The organism is Mycoplasma sp. ATU-Cv-703 (assembly GCA_004011965.1).
Lineage (GTDB): Bacteria > Bacillota_I > Bacilli_A > Mycoplasmatales > Metamycoplasmataceae > RYZV01.
Map to the genome: position 1 here is coordinate 360,418 of RYZV01000001.1, position 16,474 is coordinate 376,891.

At 41.3% G+C, this 16,474-nt stretch carries 13 protein-coding genes; all 13 read left to right on the forward strand.

The annotated features are described in order from the left end of the window. Window positions 1–27: 27 nt before the first annotated feature. The 13 genes from CSE00_RS01550 (at window position 28) to CSE00_RS01610 (ending at window position 16,474) form a co-directional block, all read left to right on the forward strand. Window positions 28–987, forward strand: a complete 960-nt coding sequence (locus CSE00_RS01550) for a glycosyltransferase family 2 protein (protein WP_127942831.1) — start codon at window positions 28–30, stop codon at window positions 985–987. An 8-nt stretch (window positions 988–995) separates the two neighbouring features. Continuing rightward, window positions 996–1,676: an RDD family protein gene (locus CSE00_RS01555; RefSeq protein WP_127942832.1), complete on the forward strand. Its 681-nt coding sequence runs from the start codon at window positions 996–998 to the stop codon at window positions 1,674–1,676. A 2-nt stretch (window positions 1,677–1,678) separates the two neighbouring features. Next, window positions 1,679–3,802 (forward strand): UvrD-helicase domain-containing protein, encoded by a 2,124-nt coding sequence (locus CSE00_RS01560; protein WP_127942833.1) that lies wholly within the window; start codon window positions 1,679–1,681, stop codon window positions 3,800–3,802. Next, a complete protein-coding gene (locus CSE00_RS01565; protein WP_127942834.1) occupies window positions 3,802–5,388 on the forward strand; it encodes a hypothetical protein in 1,587 nt (528 codons plus the stop codon). The genes CSE00_RS01560 and CSE00_RS01565 overlap by 1 nt, the downstream gene beginning before the upstream one ends. A gap of 59 nt (window positions 5,389–5,447) precedes the next feature. Continuing rightward, complete coding sequence (gene proS, locus CSE00_RS01570) at window positions 5,448–6,875, forward strand: proline--tRNA ligase (RefSeq protein ID WP_127942835.1); 1,428 nt, start codon at window positions 5,448–5,450, stop codon at window positions 6,873–6,875. A gap of 44 nt (window positions 6,876–6,919) precedes the next feature. Continuing rightward, on the forward strand, window positions 6,920–7,225 hold the full coding sequence (locus CSE00_RS01575; protein ID WP_127942836.1) for a thioredoxin family protein: 306 nt from the start codon (window positions 6,920–6,922) through the stop codon (window positions 7,223–7,225). Between the two features lie 3 nt (window positions 7,226–7,228). Then, window positions 7,229–7,894, forward strand: a complete 666-nt coding sequence (gene rsmG / locus CSE00_RS01580) for a 16S rRNA (guanine(527)-N(7))-methyltransferase RsmG (protein WP_127942837.1) — start codon at window positions 7,229–7,231, stop codon at window positions 7,892–7,894. A 60-nt stretch (window positions 7,895–7,954) separates the two neighbouring features. Further along, on the forward strand, window positions 7,955–8,716 hold the full coding sequence (locus tag CSE00_RS01585; RefSeq protein WP_127942838.1) for an ABC transporter ATP-binding protein: 762 nt from the start codon (window positions 7,955–7,957) through the stop codon (window positions 8,714–8,716). Further along, complete coding sequence (locus tag CSE00_RS01590) at window positions 8,700–12,305, forward strand: ABC transporter permease (protein ID WP_127942839.1); 3,606 nt, start codon at window positions 8,700–8,702, stop codon at window positions 12,303–12,305. The genes CSE00_RS01585 and CSE00_RS01590 overlap by 17 nt, the downstream gene beginning before the upstream one ends. Then, entirely contained in the window at window positions 12,306–13,187 is an 882-nt protein-coding gene (locus CSE00_RS01595; protein ID WP_127942840.1) for a hypothetical protein, read from the forward strand. A 130-nt stretch (window positions 13,188–13,317) separates the two neighbouring features. Continuing rightward, on the forward strand, window positions 13,318–14,685 hold the full coding sequence (locus CSE00_RS01600; protein WP_127942841.1) for a hypothetical protein: 1,368 nt from the start codon (window positions 13,318–13,320) through the stop codon (window positions 14,683–14,685). 63 nt (window positions 14,686–14,748) lie between these two features. After that, window positions 14,749–15,606 carry a hypothetical protein gene (locus tag CSE00_RS01605; RefSeq protein WP_127942842.1) on the forward strand — a complete coding sequence of 286 codons (858 nt, stop codon included), beginning with the start codon at window positions 14,749–14,751 and terminating at the stop codon, window positions 15,604–15,606. A gap of 31 nt (window positions 15,607–15,637) precedes the next feature. Continuing rightward, window positions 15,638–16,474 (forward strand): MAGa7180 family putative nuclease, encoded by an 837-nt coding sequence (locus CSE00_RS01610; protein WP_127942843.1) that lies wholly within the window; start codon window positions 15,638–15,640, stop codon window positions 16,472–16,474.

The following is a 16,474-nucleotide window of genomic DNA, read 5'->3' on the forward strand; positions in this document are numbered from 1 at the left end:
AATTGGTAGGTGAAGCCTCTTTTTCCCATGCAATTATCAATTTTGGTCCCGGTCTACAAGCAAGCCAAAGTCCTGCGCAAATTCTTAAACGCTATGCAGCACCAAGATGCGCAGGACTTTGAAATCGTGATCGTTTTGGATTCCAACATTGAAAACAACTTGGCTGTATTAGACTCTTTTCGGCTTTTTTTCAAAAACAGAATCGCCTTGGTATACAACACCCGTCGAATCGGGCGAACTAAAGCTCTCCAAGAAGCGATTGAAAAAGCAAGTAGCGAATACGTTTTGATTACCTCTTCTTCCAATTTCTTTGCTCGCGACGCAGTTAGTCAATTGCTCAAATTAATCAAAAATAAACCGGCTGACATCATCGAGTTTCGCGCTCCAATGCGTAGTCCAATTAGTTTTAAAGGCAAGATTAGGCAAAACCAACCTCAACAAGTCAATCTTGTTGACCGGCCAGAAGTTGTAGCCTACTCTTACCCGTTTGATTTCAACAAAATTTACCGCCGCGAGATTTTGTCAAACTCAAGTTTAGAAGCCGAAATTCGTCAAACGGTTAATTCGCGGTTCGCGATTAATTTTTTCCTAAGCGCGTGGGGAAAGGCTCGGACATACGTCAATTCCGACCTTAAAATTGTTCGTCTTCGCAACGATTTGTTTAGCGAGGTAACTCCGCTTTCAATCGCTAAACAGTGAGTTGAGTGAAGGAAAGCATTTGAAAAAAACGGACCTGCTAAGTACGCCGCTGAGTTAGATTACCTCAGTTTTTACCACTTAAGTGTGATTTTGGCGGGCTTTGTTACGGCAACTGACAACGCTCGCTTAAAAGAGAAGTACCGCCAATTTTTACAAAACCAGTGAACCAACTACTACCAACCTCGTTTTAAAACCAATCCCTACTTTCGCCGGGAAAATTCGGAAACTCAAGCGTTTCGCAAGGCGATTAGTCGGGATGAATATTTTAAGTTGTATAGGACACTTTAAACTAAGCCATGCTAAACCAAAATAGAGAACTGAAAACAAGCCATTTTTGACGCCGATTAATCGCCTTGGCGTTTGACTATGGACTGCTTTTTCTTTTGTCGGGTGTTTGAACGTGAGTTTTTTTGCGCAAGGACAACGGAACTTGACGTTTTGCCGATCCTTACCTTTTTTACTTGTACGCCTTTCTAATCGTATTAAGCGTGCTGGTTTTGTTTTTGGTCTGTCCGATTATTTTAGGTGGCGCTACTTTAGGTAAGTATTTACTAAGAATCAAGGTGGTCGCCCAGAGCGGTCCGCTTTGAAAAGCGCTTTTACGTCACGAGTCGTTTTGGTCAATTAGTTGAATCTTCCTGCTTGTCTCAGGAACAATTTTGATTAACCACAGTTTAATCATTAAATTCGCCACCAATTCACAAAACAAAGCAGTTTTTGACAATTTTGAATCTTTTCGAATTGGCGTTTTGATGACCTTTAGCTCGGTCGTAATTTTTGGTCAAATGTTTTTGTTTATCTCATCGCTTTTCCACCCCGATCGGCTTGCTCTTCACGATCGCTGGGCCAAAGTGCGGGTAGTTTACATGCGTCGCTGAGTAATTAAAAGTCAGCCCCAACCAACCCAAGAAGATCCGCTTGCACCCAAAAAAGTGGCTGAGCCAGTCGTCAACTTTATCGAAAAGGAAAAAGAGTAATCATGAGCAAAAAACCTTACTTAACGCAGTTAAACACCCAGCAACAAGCGGCCGTTTTACACGTCCAAGGACCTTTGGCTGTCATCGCGGGAGCCGGCTCAGGTAAAACCCGCATGCTCACTTCCAAAATCGCTTACTTAATCGTTGACATTGGAATTAGTCCCGAGCGCGTTTTGGCCGTTACCTTTACTAACAAGGCGACTAACGAAATGCGCGAACGCGTGGTGGAAATGATTGGTAGTCAAGCCGAAAAAGCGCAAATTTCAACTTACCACTCGCTTTGCGCCAAAATTTTGCGCAGCGAAATTGGACACTTTGGCTATCCAACTCATTTCAACATTATTGATGGGGCTGACCAGAAACAAATTTTAGACACGATTTACAAGATGCACGGAGCTAGCGCCAAACAGTTTACCCACAGTTCCATGCTAGATTACATTTCGCGCAACAAAGTTTTAAACATTAGCCCAAGTCAAAAAATGTCTGAAGCGCGTAAAGATTACGAAAAACTTGAGGCGGCAGTTTACCGCGACTACCAACAAGAATTAGAGCGGGTTAAAGCTTTGGATTTTGACGATTTAATCATTTTTGTCCACAAACTTTTCAAAGAAAATCCTAACGCACGCGCCAGATGGTCGCAAAAATTTGACTACGTTTTAGTTGATGAATTTCAAGACACCTCTTATACGCAGTACGAAATTTTGGAAACGCTTGCCTCTCGGGGCAACATTACTATCGTGGGCGACCCAGACCAAACTATTTACACTTGGCGCTGAGCCGATGTTGATCTGATTAACAACTTTCAAAAGTATTTTAAAGGCGCAAAGATTATTAAGTTGGAGCAAAACTACCGCTCAACCCAACTGATTCTGAACCACGCTAACAAACTAATTAAGCACAACCGGATGAGAATTGATAAAAATCTTTACACTAACAACGACCAAGGCGAAGGGATTGAATTTTTTTCAGCTTTTTCTGACGAAGCCGAGGCACGTTGAATAGTTCAAAAAATTTACGAACTCAAAAAAAACAAGACCCAACTCAAAGACATCGCCATCATCTACCGGGCTAATTACATCTCCCAATCGATCGAAAGAGCGCTTATCCGCGGCAACGTTAACTACGTTGTTTTTGGCGGCACTCGTTTTTACCAGCGTAAAGAGATTAAAGACGCCATCTCCTACTTAAAAATCATTAGTAACGGCGACGAAGTTTCGGTTTTGCGGATGATTAACGTGCCGCCGCGTTCGCTCGGAGGCACCACCGTGGCCAAATTAGTTGAGTATGCTAAAAAGGTTGGTAAACCACTTTTGAGCGCTTTAACCGATCATTTTCAAGATTTACCACTTCAAATTAAACAGCGCAACGAACTGGCCACTTTTATAAATTTAATTAACAAGTACCGCGTTGCACTCAAGACTAACCCGATTGCCAAAGTTTTGCGCAGTTTTTTAATTGAAATTAACTACCTTGATCTTTGAAAAGCACCGGAAGACAAATCCCGCCTAGAAAACATTAACGAGTTAATTCGGTCAATTGACGTTTGACAAAAGGAACACCAGGACAAACAATTAGCCGATTACCTAGAGGAAATCGTGCTTTACATTGATTACGAAAACATTAGTCGAACTAACGACTTTGTGTCTTTGATGACAGCTCACGCGGCCAAAGGTTTAGAGTTTAAAAATGTTTTTATCGCTGGTTTTTCAGAGAGCGTCTTTCCTTCGGCACGAGCGATTGATGAGGGCGGAGAAGCAGCTTTAGAAGAAGAGAGGCGACTAGCTTACGTGGCATTGACGCGCGCAATGAAGAAAGTTTTCATTTCCAGTTCAAGAGGTTATTCTATTGACTACAAATCGCAAAAAAGACCTTCGCGATTCTTGAAGGAAATGGGCATTAACACTAGTCGCTTTACCAAAAGTTTTATCGCTGAAAACCTTGATTCAGAGGCAATTAACTTAGCCAACGAAAACATCGTTGCTGGTGACCGGGTTTCCCACATAATTTTCGGGGAAGGAACTGTCATTAACGTGAACAACGAATTAATTGACATTAACTTTCGCAAACCCTACGGAGTGAAAACGTTGATGAAAAACCATAAATCAATCGAGAGGATTGGATCTTAGTGGTCATTTTGTCTTACTTTTTAGTGGTTGGTTTTTTGTTAGGCGGCTTGCTTTTAGCTCTAATCGTTTTGATGTTAACTAATTTTTGGCAGAAAAACATCAACGTGCAAGAACACCGCGGCGTTTTTGTTTACAAACTAGATCCCATGACTAGAAAAGTCACCCCTTACCGAGTTGACCACTTATCTAGTGACAATTTTCAAACCCAAGAGTTTGCTTTAGACGAAACGATTAAGGAGAATAAATTGCGGCGCCAATTGAGTCGTCAGTTTGTGGTGCACGTGATTACTCAACACCCAGAAAACTCCAAACTTTACCGGGAAGCTCTCCAACAAATTGATAACGGCAAAACCGAAATTTCCTACGATTTTAAGTTTAATGGTGCGCGTCACTTTGGTAAACGCGTTCCGCTTTTGTTTAACGTGAGATTAAGCAAACTAGACAAAGTTTCTGACTACCTGATCGTTGTTAATTGAAAAATTGACCTTGAAGTTCCCGATGATGTGACTAATGCGCTAACTACTCCCGAAGAAGTAGCCAACCGAGACGCTAAATTTAAAGGGTTTTTGGTTTTCAACTTAAATAACCATCTAACTAACGTCAGAGAAAACTTCATTTGCGAGATTTTAAAATTGCCACTGCGCTTTAAGTACGACATTTATGAATGACGTGAATTGGTGCTGTTAACTTGTTACGCGGCAAATTATAAAAAAGTCAAGCGCAAAGTTAATCACCTAGTTGAACTAGTTAAATTTAAAGTTGATCACGCAGGTTGAGGCACTTTTATCCGGGGATCAGGTAGCGCTCGTTTTCAAGATGTTAATTACCGGAAAGTTTTTAACCGCGCATTGTCCACTCTTGACTTCATAGTCAACTTATCGATTCGTTGGAAACAAAACTTTCTTGACATTAAGCAAGTCCAGGAGTACCAGGGTGAATTTACCCACTACAGCGAACAAATCAAAATTTTTCGCGACGCGGTTAGATCGCACAAATTTGAAACCAAGTTAGTTCCGGTCAAAAGAATAAAAGACGATAAAACAGTTGTCAACTACTCCTTTCCTGCACTTCCAGCTCTTGACAAGCAGCAGTTAAGCAACATTTTAGTCAACGCCTACAATTTGAACGGCCTAATCGACGCTCACGCCGAAAAAATTACCAGTAAAAAGTTAAGCTCCCAAGTTTTGTTAGATGTTAACAGCGAATGATTAAAAAACAACTTATCTCGTTTGGAGCCAACTGGTATCGCTTACGTGATTAGATTTGACAATTACGAACAACTTAACCAAATTAAACCAACTTTAAAACTGCTGTTGGAAAAAGGTTTTGCCATTGGTTTCCGCTTCAGGCGCTTCTCGCAGTACACGGTCACGGTTTTGCAGCAAATTAAGCCTTCCTTCATTGTTTTTAACTACAACTTGGTGGTGCAAGATTCGCAACTCCAAATCGAAAACTACTTGTATTTAATATCGCTCAGAAAAATTTTCCAAGACTACAACACCACTATCATTTGGGAAAACTTTAGCGAAAAAAATAACCGCAATTTACCAATTTCAACCGAAAAAGACCTTTACTTCTTAAATTAAAAAAGTTGCATTTTGCCCCAGAAAAACCCCTAAAAAACATCTTTTAGTATAATGGTACGGTGAAACAACTAGTTAAAATCACGCCAATGGAAAAAGATTTTTCCCAGTGATACGTTGATGTAGTGATTAATGGCGGTCTGGCTTTATATGGCCCAAGCAAAGGCTTGCTGATTTTTAAACCGCTTGCTTACGGGATTTGGGACAACATTCGGCTTGGTTTTGAGCAAATTCTGAAAAAAATCGGCTCACAAAATGTTTACTTACCGCTGTTAATTCCGACTGATCTAATCGAGAAAGAGAAAGACCACGTCAAAGGTTTTGCGCCCGAACTTTACACAGTAACCCAAGTAGGCGAAAAAAAACTAGCTTATCCGCTCGCGATTCGTCCCACTTCGGAAGTGCTTTTTAGTCAACTTTTTGGCCACGAAATTCACTCTTACCACGACTTGCCGCTAATTTACAACCAGTGAGTCAATGTCTTGCGGGGTGAAAAGAAAACTAACCCCTTTTTAAGAACATCCGAGTTTTTGTGGCAAGAAGGGCACAGCGCTCACCAAAACGCCCAGGAAGCACGCAAATTAACTCGAAAAATGATTCGCAACTACGCTCGTTTTTTAGCTAAGTTTTTAGCAATTCCCACTTTAGTTGGCAAAAAGACACCGCGGGAAAAATTCGCCGGCGCGGTCACGACTTATTCGTTAGAAGCGATGATGAAAGACGGCAAAGCGCTTCAAAGCGCAACTTCTCATTATCTTGGTCAAAATTTTGCTAAAACTTACGCCATCAAGTTTAAAAACCAAAATCAGGAGTTTGTTCATCCCTACCAAACTTCCTGGGGAATGTCCACGCGCTTAATTGGCGCGGTGATTATGGCTCACGGGGATAACAGGGGAATTATTATGCCGCCCCAAGTGGCAACTTACCAAATCGATTTAATCACTCTTTTTGCCGATAAAGACCCCCAAGTTTTGCTAACTGCTCGGAAACTTTTACAAAAGTTATCTAAACGCTGACGAGTTCGGTTAGACGCGAGCCCTAAAAGTCCTGGGTTTAAAGCTGCCGAGTCGGAAATTCAAGGAGTGCCGCTCAGAATTGAAATTGGTCCGCGGGAAATTAGCGCTGGTCAAGTCGTGATAGTCAGGCGAGATACATTGGATAAAACAAATTGCTCCCTTGAAAACTTGCCCGCTACCATCAAAGATTTACTCGCTTTAATTCAACAAAACCTTTTTGAAAAAGCCGAGCAAAGACTGCGCCAAAACACGGTGCGAGTTGATACTTACGAGAGTCTTAAAAAGGGTGTTCAAGATAACCGTTTTGTTTTGGTGCCCTTTGCCGGAACAGACCAAGATGAGCAACTTATTCAAGATGAGACTGGCGCTACCGCGCGGTGCATACCTTTTGATTACAAACTAACCAAAAGTCTTAAGTGCATCATAACGGGTCGGTTAACGCGCCGCTTAGTTTTGTTCGCCAAGGCTTATTAAGTCTGGCGTATAATGATTTTCAAAGATTAGAAAGCAGGTTAAGGATGCCATTAGAAATTATTAACGGTCGAGAAATTCAAGCTAAGTTAACAAGCGGAACGACAATAGTCAACTTTTTTGCTGAATGATGTGGTCCTTGCCGAATGATGGCACCAGTTTTGGAACAACTTGCCGAGCAAAATCCGCAAATCACTGTTTTAAAAGTTAACCTTGATACTAACCGCGAAGTAGCGGCCGAAATGGGCGTGCAAAGCGTGCCAACTACTTTCATTTACCACAACCAAAAACTCAAAAGTACTCAGGCTGGTTTTATGCCGATGGAAGTGCTTAAGCAACAAATCGCTGCCTAAAGAATGGTTTTCTTTCAGAAAGTAAAAGATCTTGTCAAAGACCCGGTCAGATTTCAGGCGTTAGAGCGCTATGTCAAATTAATTCAGGAATTTGGTCAAAAGTTTAATTTAACGGCTTGAAGCGAAAGTCAAATTTGAGAGCAAGGGGTTTACCAGTCGTTAGTCACTTTTAAAGACTGGGTCAGTGCGATGGAGACTAAGTCCGTTTTGGACATAGGCGCGGGCGCCGGGTTTCCCAGTTTACCGCTTAAAATCGTTCACCGGAAAATTCAACTGACGATTTACGAGGCAAACTCTAAAAAAGTTAGTTTCCTAAACGTCGTTAAACGCGAGTTAAACTTAGATTTTAAAGTTTTGCACGTCAGAGCAGAAGAGAGTCAAGATCGGGACAGTTTTGCCTTTGTTTTAGCTCGAGCCGTGAGCGATTTAAAACATTTAATTCAAATGAGTTACCACCTTGGCGCGCCCGGATCACGATTTTTGTTCGTTAAAGGTCCTGCTTACCACCAGGAGATAAAAGCGTGTGGGCGCCTGATTAAAACTTTAAAGTTGGAAATTAAAGCTTACCAAGTGGAAGGTCAAGTTCCGACTTACCTAGTTAGCTTTAGCAAAGTTTGCCCCACACCGACCAATTTTCCGCCGCCTTGGTCCAAAATGGATCAGGCATAATTACCCCTTATTTTTAATCGCCCTTATAATTGTTTAGTCCCTTAACTACAGGAACAACCAATGCCCAAGACAACCAAAGCCAAAAAACTAAAAAAACTTAACCGTCATCCCAAAGGCAACAAAAATTTAAAAAACAGCGAAGGCAACATTATTGATGTTCGAAAACTGAACAAGTATTACGTCAGCGGGCATAACGCAGTTCGCATTTTAAAAGATGTCTCCTTATCAATTCCCAAGGGTAAATTGATCGTTATTTACGGACCTTCGGGAAGCGGCAAATCAACTTTTTTGAACGTAATTTCTGGCCTTGACCGCGCCACCACCGGAGACGTGATTGTGAACGACGTTAATTTATCGGCGCTAAAAGACCCGGAAATGACCCAGTTTCGTCGCGATAACGTGGGCTTTGTTTTTCAAAGTTACAACCTTTTGCCCGACTTAAACGCACGCGACAACGTTAAGATTGGTCAAGTATTACAAAAAGATCCGCAAAAAGCACTTAATGTGGAAGACCTGTTTAACGACCTTGGGATTAAAGACGTGCTTGACCAAGACATCCGTAATTTATCGGGCGGTCAGCAGCAACGAGTTTCGGTGGCTCGGGCTCTTTCTAAAAATCCGACGATCATTTTTGCAGATGAGCCGACGGGGTCGCTGGATCAAAAAACCACTTTGAAAGTTATTCGTCTTTTAGCCGGCATTAATAAAAAGTACGGCACGACCATTATCATTGTCACTCACGACCAGCAGTGAAAAGAAGTAGCCGACCAAGTGCTTTACGTGGACGACGGGAGAGTTAGCGACCATGAGACTGCTAGTTAAACAAGCTTTTAAATTAGTGTTTTCAAGACGCATTTTTTCACTAATCATGGTGGCGATTATTTTCGTTTCTTCGTTAACTTACACGCTTTTACAGTCTTCAGCTTTTGCATTCAAAAGGTCATACGATCAAATTAGCCAAAAGGGTAATTTACATGACAGCGTGGTTAAGCAACTTTTTAAAAACGAGGGCGATTTTAGTTTGCGCGTGGAAGATAGTCAGTTGGCCGGACAGAAAAAAATCGTCGTTGACCAGGCAAGTGGTGATTACCAAAGTTATTTTGCGGCGCATCCGTTTGAGTATCCAGTTCAAACGGGTGGTCTTGACGCCGAACAAGAAAAAATTCTTTTGGATCGGAAAATTTCCGAAGCAAAAGAATGGATTCAAGAAGTTGTTAATAACCAAAAACCGCAACGTTTCCAAAGAGCTATTAACCAGATTTACGAAGGTAAACTTGAAATGCGCCACACCGCGTCAATTGCCATTTTTGCCGAGGACAGAGCTTTTAAGTTAGTGCACGTTCCCGAGCAAGATGTCAATGTCAACAAACTCATCATTTATGACGGAACAAAAAATTTCACTAAAATGTTGACCGACGAGCAATTTCAAAACGAAATAGACTTTCGTGCTCAAAACAAATTTGGCAGCAAAACGCCCTACAGCGTCAACAGTTTAAAAGGTTACCGCTGAGTAGCTCAAAGCTCAATCGGTTCGACCGTTACCCTCACTGACCCTTCAGCTTACCAAGCGATTGTCTCGCCATCTTACGCTAATTTAAATGGCAAGTACTCTCTCCACCCTAGCGAAGTGCTCAACCTTTACAGCGAGTACGATTTGGAGCAACTTCACGAAAACGATTACTTAAAAAACCGTTACCGCAACAACATAGTTTGGGTTGATCAAATGCCCTACTTTATTACCGGCATTGGAGTGACTCCCGACTTTGCCTTTCCAATTATTGACCATTCGCGTCCGATTCCAACGCCCGAGCGCGAAGCGATTGTTTATACCAATTTGCGGGGTTATCAACGCGCCGTTGACAGCTTCCGTTCTAATCCCGAGGAAAATTATTTTTCAATTAAGTATGCCGATCAGACATTGCCCGAAGAACGTAGCAAAATTGACGACCAAGTTGATTTGATTGCGCGTTGGGGCAGCGCGATTTTACCTTCTCTTGGCATTTCTTACTCGGGGGATATCCCAACCATGGGTTGACCCAAAAATGTCGCCATTGTTACTAAGTACAACCAATCTAACGATCCGATTGTTTTAACCCAAGAAAGAGTCATTTTCTTAGAGCAACTTAAAAAAACCATTTCAACGCTGACGATTGTGACGACCACCTTTTTGGTTATTTTTGTAGCGACTTTGTTTTTACTAGTTTTTAAATCCCTGCTAACTTTGCAAAGGAAAAAATACGCCACTCTTTTAGCTTTGGGATACCGGAAAGGCAAAATAGCTTTCGCGCTCAGTTGCGTTACCTTTTTGCTCGTGACTTTGCCTTCAATTTTAGGTTACGTGGTCGGCTACATTCTTCAGTTTCCCTTTATCAATATATTTGCCAACTACTGAACAATTCCGACTTACGGCACGATGTTTAACTTAGTCTCGCTCATCGTGACTGTCATCGTGCCGGTCGTCACGATTTTTTTAATGGTTTGGATTTTATGCTACGTTGATCTACATGGAAACATGGTTGACATGATTGCTCAGCGCGACAAACACAAATTTTCGATTGCGAGAGTTTTTTTAAAACCTTTTAGATGGGTGAACGTCAAAGTTAAGTACATTATGTCTTTGACCTTATCTAATTTTGGTCGACTGATGCTTTCAACTTTGGCGGGAATAATTTCGGTGGCTACAATCATCATCGGACTTTCTTCGCTAGGCAAAGCTCAGTACGCCTATGATCAAACTGTCAGCACTAACAACTACAGTTTTCAAGTTAATTTTTACAGCCCAACGATTGAGGGCGGCAATTACCGGGCTATCCCTTACTCGGATGCTATTTTAGCTAAGTATGAACCGGCCCAGTCCACGGCGCGTCTTTATCCAAGCGATCCCAATTCACCAGAGTGACACATTCCGAGCGTGCGTGACGTGGATAACGGCGCTAACGTGGATTTGATTAACTTGGATGATGTCGAGCAAATGCGCCGAGTGCGCCGATTTTTAGAGAACAAACTCCAATTTAAGCCGCTTCTGGATGTCACGATTAGTAGTGTCAACTCCTGGGACATCGCTCGCAAACTAATGCCTGACAACCAACGTAACCGGGCCGAAGCTAACGAAAGCGATTTTTACCAACGAGCAACTCAAGTCGGAATTAACCAACGTTATCGCAGTAAGCCTTGGTGGCCGACCGCGGCTAACGATTGAAAAGTTTTGAGTGAAAACAAAATGATTGATCAAGAAAACATTGACCCCGATTTTGTTGATTTTGTTTTCAACGCTTTAAGAAGAATGTTTGACACCTCATCGTCTTTCCGGCCTTACGTGATTACTTACAACAATTTGTTGGTTGAAAGTTGGGACGAGCCTTACACTTATGTATCTTTCAATTACGAAAGTCGCGGCCAAGAAATCCCCTACACGATGATCGGGCTTGAACGCGAGAGTCACTTTTTTAAGCTTTCGCCTTCAAACTGACAAAAACTAACTAACTACCCAAAAAATGACGCTAGCCCAGTCATCATTAACCGCTTCATATCAGAAAAACTTGGTTTAGGTCCAGGCAGTCGTTTTAACGCTCCCATTAGCAACCACGTTAACCGTAACTCAGAAAATTTTGCCACCCCATCGACTACTTTTGAAGTTGTTGATGTAATTGAAACTTACGATGACAACCGCTTTTTGACGCTTAAATCATTTGCCAACAAGTTAATCGGTTGGGACGAGCAATCTAAAAACTTTAACGGCGTTTTAACTAACGAATCTGACCCAATTGTCCTAAGTACGTTAAGTTTGTACTCTCCGTCTTATTTTTACTTGGCGACGGACACAATCCATGGTCAGTGAGCCAATGTCGTAGAACGCATGTTAACTAACTCAGACTTAAGGTATCCAACCGACTTAGCCAAAACGCTCAGCGATTTTTACACTCTTTACTCACGCACTCCCTACGTTGCCATTAATAAGGACGTGGTTTGGCAAGACATTAGCAACACTTCATTCCGCAACATTTCTCGTCTTTCATCGGACATCATTTGAATCATTCAAATGATTTCGGTTACTTTGTCCATCTTGTTTGCTGCGATTGTTTCTGGGCTCTTAATTAGCGCCAACCGCCAAAGAATTGCCGCGCTTTGAACGCTCGGTTATAAACGAGGCGAAATAATGCGAATGTTCGCGCTAATTTACGCTTTGCCAGTTTTTGCCTCAATTGTGGTTGGCGTTCCAGTTGCGTTTGGAATTTTGACCTCTCTCAAGATTTTCGTAATTAATTTTGGCTCGATTTTAATTCCTTTTAGCATTTCCTGGTGAGCCGTCTTAATCGCTTTTGCTGCGATTGGCGTGATATTTGTTTTCTCGACGGTCGTCAGCATCATGACGATGAAACAGCAACAAGCCCGTGAGGCAATCGGAGTGTAAATGAAAAAACTATCGCTTTTTTGACCTTTGATATTCTCCGCTTTGTTGCCAATTCTTAGCGTTGGATGTTCAACCACTTGGTCTAAATGAAAACCTTTAGACGGTGATAACGAAACTACGTATGAATTTAAACACGATGTTGCTTTGCCAAGTCAATACCAAGTTCGACCGTGAACACAACTTTCCCAAGCTTACGACCCCAAGAGTGACACGATTGATTTAGCGCTAGTTAACAACCATTATGAACTGATTGATATTCTCGGTACGATTAGCGCTTTGCGCACTACCAGAGCGTTTGATGCCGCTTGAGCAACTGCCGATTGAGGCTACTACGCTAATGTCAGCGATCAAGGCGGTTATTTTTACGCTCTGAGCGAAGTTACGAACGTGAAATTACGTTTTGAAAACACAACTACCCGCCTTTTTGAGTTAACAATTGGATCAGAAATTGAGCAAATAATTAGTGGTTTTGCCAATTATTCGGGTCCCCAAGACAAAAAGTATGATGTTGAAAAAAATGGTTTGAGTGACAACGGCACTCCCAAAGATTTTATTCAAGTTGCTCAAGCGGGTCAATCACTGACAACCATTAATTTAGTGTCCTCGCTGTTGGCCTATAAACCTGGTTTTGCGCTTCAACTTTCTAAGTTAGTTAATTTGCCAGCCAACAGTTTTGAGAATTTTGCTCAAATGATTGGAAAAATAGACATTTGAATTGAAACGATGTTTTTTCAATCAGTTTTTAAAAATTGATTAACTAAGCAAAATGTTGATTTAACCGTGGAAGAAAACGGATCTTACTACTTAGATGCCGGGGTTAGTCTTCAGTCACTTTGAAAAGGTAAGTTCCTTTATTACCTACTTTCGGGCCTAGCTGATTAAGGTGATTAAGCGATTTAAAACCGACCATTTAGTACTCTATTTTTATCATGACACAAAAATGAAAAAAAGTGTATAATAATTTCTGTTCACAATTATCAAAAGCAGTTTAATTGCTGACAAAGGAGCTTTAATGCGAAAAATTTTCATCTACTCTCTCGCGCCAACTCTTCTCACGAGTTTGCCGGTTTTATCGGCAGTCGCTTGTGCGAACAAACTTGACGAAAAAGATAAACGCGATGACTGGGAAATCATCCACCAGCAAGCAACCGAAATTAATTTGAATAGGCTTAACGGTATAGAAGATTTTTTTAAGAGTTTTAACTCTGTTTACCAAATTTTTATGCCTGAGTTAGCAACTAAACTACTGGCTAAGCCAACTCCGGCCACACTTGTCAAAAACCTTGAGAAACAGAAGGGTATTGCCCGAGATTCTTACGAAAAATTTATTAAATGGGCCCACAACATCAAGACTCAAGCCGTGGATTTAAAAATTTCCTACACCGACGGAGACCAAACTTGAGAGCAAAATTTTGATATGAGCGAATTCCGTGCGTCTGTTTTAGCGTTTAAGAAAGACTTGAAAAGCGAAAATTACCACCTTGTCACCGATTTAAAAACTGGCCTACAAGACATTGTGAAAACTTTTTGGAATGGCGACGAGCGCATACCTGCTCCTAACATGATAGCGATTGCTGCTCAAGCACTTGGAATAAGTTTTGCTATTAATTTTAGTGGTTTCACCACTTTACCAGGCGAAACTAGACACCATTTTTTTCGAATTCTAGATTCTTTGCACGCATTTTCCAAACAAGTTACCGATTCAACCGTTTGAAAAAAATGATCCGCCGGAAAAAAATACCAATTAATTCTATCCAAAAACACATTTTCTAATCAGTTTGCTGATTTTCACGAAGCGATTGGAAAAAAACTAAAAACCAATCCCGAAGATTTAAACGCCTTTTTAACTAAGCAAGCGCTGTCGCCAGGCGAGAAACCAGAGCAGTGGGCAGACAAAATTCACCAAGCTATCAACGAATTTTTAAAACCAGAAGTTGAGCGATTTGGAAAAACCGGCTTAAAAGCTGATTTTCAAGTTCAAGTTAAATGGTACGCTTCAGAGTTGTCAAAAGTTGATAAAAATCAAGAAGAGCGAAAGCATAAATTTAATGTTTGAGTTAAGACTACTGACCCTTACAAAGAAGAAAGATTGCCAAAAATTGCTTACAAACAGATGCTGACACTAGACCAGAATTTTAAGTTACTGGAAGTTGATCCATTGCCTTCTGACCAAGATCAAAGTTACACGTCTAAGGTTGACCAATTCAAAGGACTCAGTCTTTATGAGGTAGTCGGCGACGGCGCTTATGGTCAAGACCAAAAAACTTTAGAATTGATGTTTGAGAAAGCCTTGGCCGTTCCCAAAGACTTAACAGGTCTTAATAATTTTGAAGCACAACTAATGTTTAACATCGTCAACATTTACTCAGAAGCCGATTAGGTTGCTAGCCCTTTGGAACTAGGTGTATAATTTTTGGTATACACCCAAACAAAGGACTTATTTATGAAAAAAACCCGCTCTTTTAGACTGTTTTGACCGACCTTAATTGTGACTTCCCTCCCCGCTTTTTCGCTTTTAGCATGCGGAGGGAAAAAAGTTGAAAACGGAAAAGATCCAATCGAGCAAAACGCGGTGCTAATTGATTTAAATTCTGCTAGTTCTGTCCAAGCGGTGTTTGGTCAAATGGACCAAAGTTTCAAAATTTTCATGCCCAAAAGAGGCGATCAAATGATGACGCCGGTAACTGACGGCAAAGACGATCAAAAGTATGTGAGCGAGGCAGATTTTGAGGTTCTCAAAGGTTACATTAATAAAATTGACTTTAGCAAACCAAAATTAGTTTTAAAAAGTTCGGGTCAGCAGCAAGAATTTGACTTGAGCAAAATTTCTGGCGCGCTTGCCAAAGTTAAGCAAGAACTTGCTTTAGGTTACCAAGCAGTTAAGACGACAAAAGAAGTTAATGACATCGTTGCTGATACGATAAACAAACCCGCCAACAACTTAACGGCGATTACAAATCATGCGATTGGAACGCTTTTAGCGACTAAGTTAGTTTCCTTTGCGGCCATCCCTGGCAATGGATTTACTTACTATAACGACATGTTGCAGGAGTACCATGTTTTGTCTTACGCAGTTTCTCAATCAAATGTTTGAAAAAATTGGATGACTGGTAAGAAGTACGCTTTAGTTAAAGCGCCCCAGGATATGAGCGCAGAACCAGAAGCTATTAGTGTTTCGCCGGGCGATTTGTACGATCAAGGCGACAAAATAGAGTTTTCCTTGCCCAAACCAACTAACCAGAACGAAATGAATAACTGGGAGGCCCAGTTAGTGCTTAGCATTATTAAGTTTGTTGCCTAAGTTAGCACTTTAATAGAATTAGGACCATAACATCAAACGCCATTTTTACAACGGACAAGAGTATCAGCTCGATGAAGTTAACAAACGAGTTGAAATTTTGCCAACTTTTTTGGACAAACTCCGCCAGAAGAAGTTGTGGGGCAAGTTCGGTTTTAAAAAAATTGGCGGCTCTTTAATTGGCAATGTTTTAAACCTAAGTCGCTTTGGTTCGCCCTTTGCGGCTTTTTGCCGCATATTTTGGATTGACCATCCGCCCTTAGATCGTAAATACTTAAACGCTGGTCAAAAAATTGAGCCGATCGTGATTGATTTCTTGCGGGAAAAAATTGCTCACCCGATCGAAACTTTTGACGCTGTTAAGTATAACTACGACTACTTTGCCGACCGTCACCCGGTCGTGGGCGGACTGCCCGATGCTTACGTCAAGGAAACTAACATGATCATTGAAGTCAAAACTACCGCCGAAAAAAATTGGGATTTTTGACTTATGAATAAACCACCTAGTCATTACATTCGCCAAGCTCAAATTTACGCCCACTTAATCGGCGCCGATCGTTTTACGATTGTAGCCACTTTCTTAAAGGAAAATGATTACGAAGATCCGGCCAATTACGACATTAAAGATCGTAAAGTCAAGAATTGGAATTTTAAAGTCAACCTTCCCCAAGTCAAAGATGACTTAGAAAAGGCGGAAAATTGGTATCGGCAAGTTACGGTCTCAGGCAAGTCACCAACTTATAATTTGGACATTGATGCCGACTTAGTCGCTTGACTGAGGTGCCGTAATTTAGACGAGTGGCTTGACTTAAAAAAGAATTGAATCGAAAGCGGTAAACTGATTTTGCCAACTCAAGAGAGCAATTCTTAA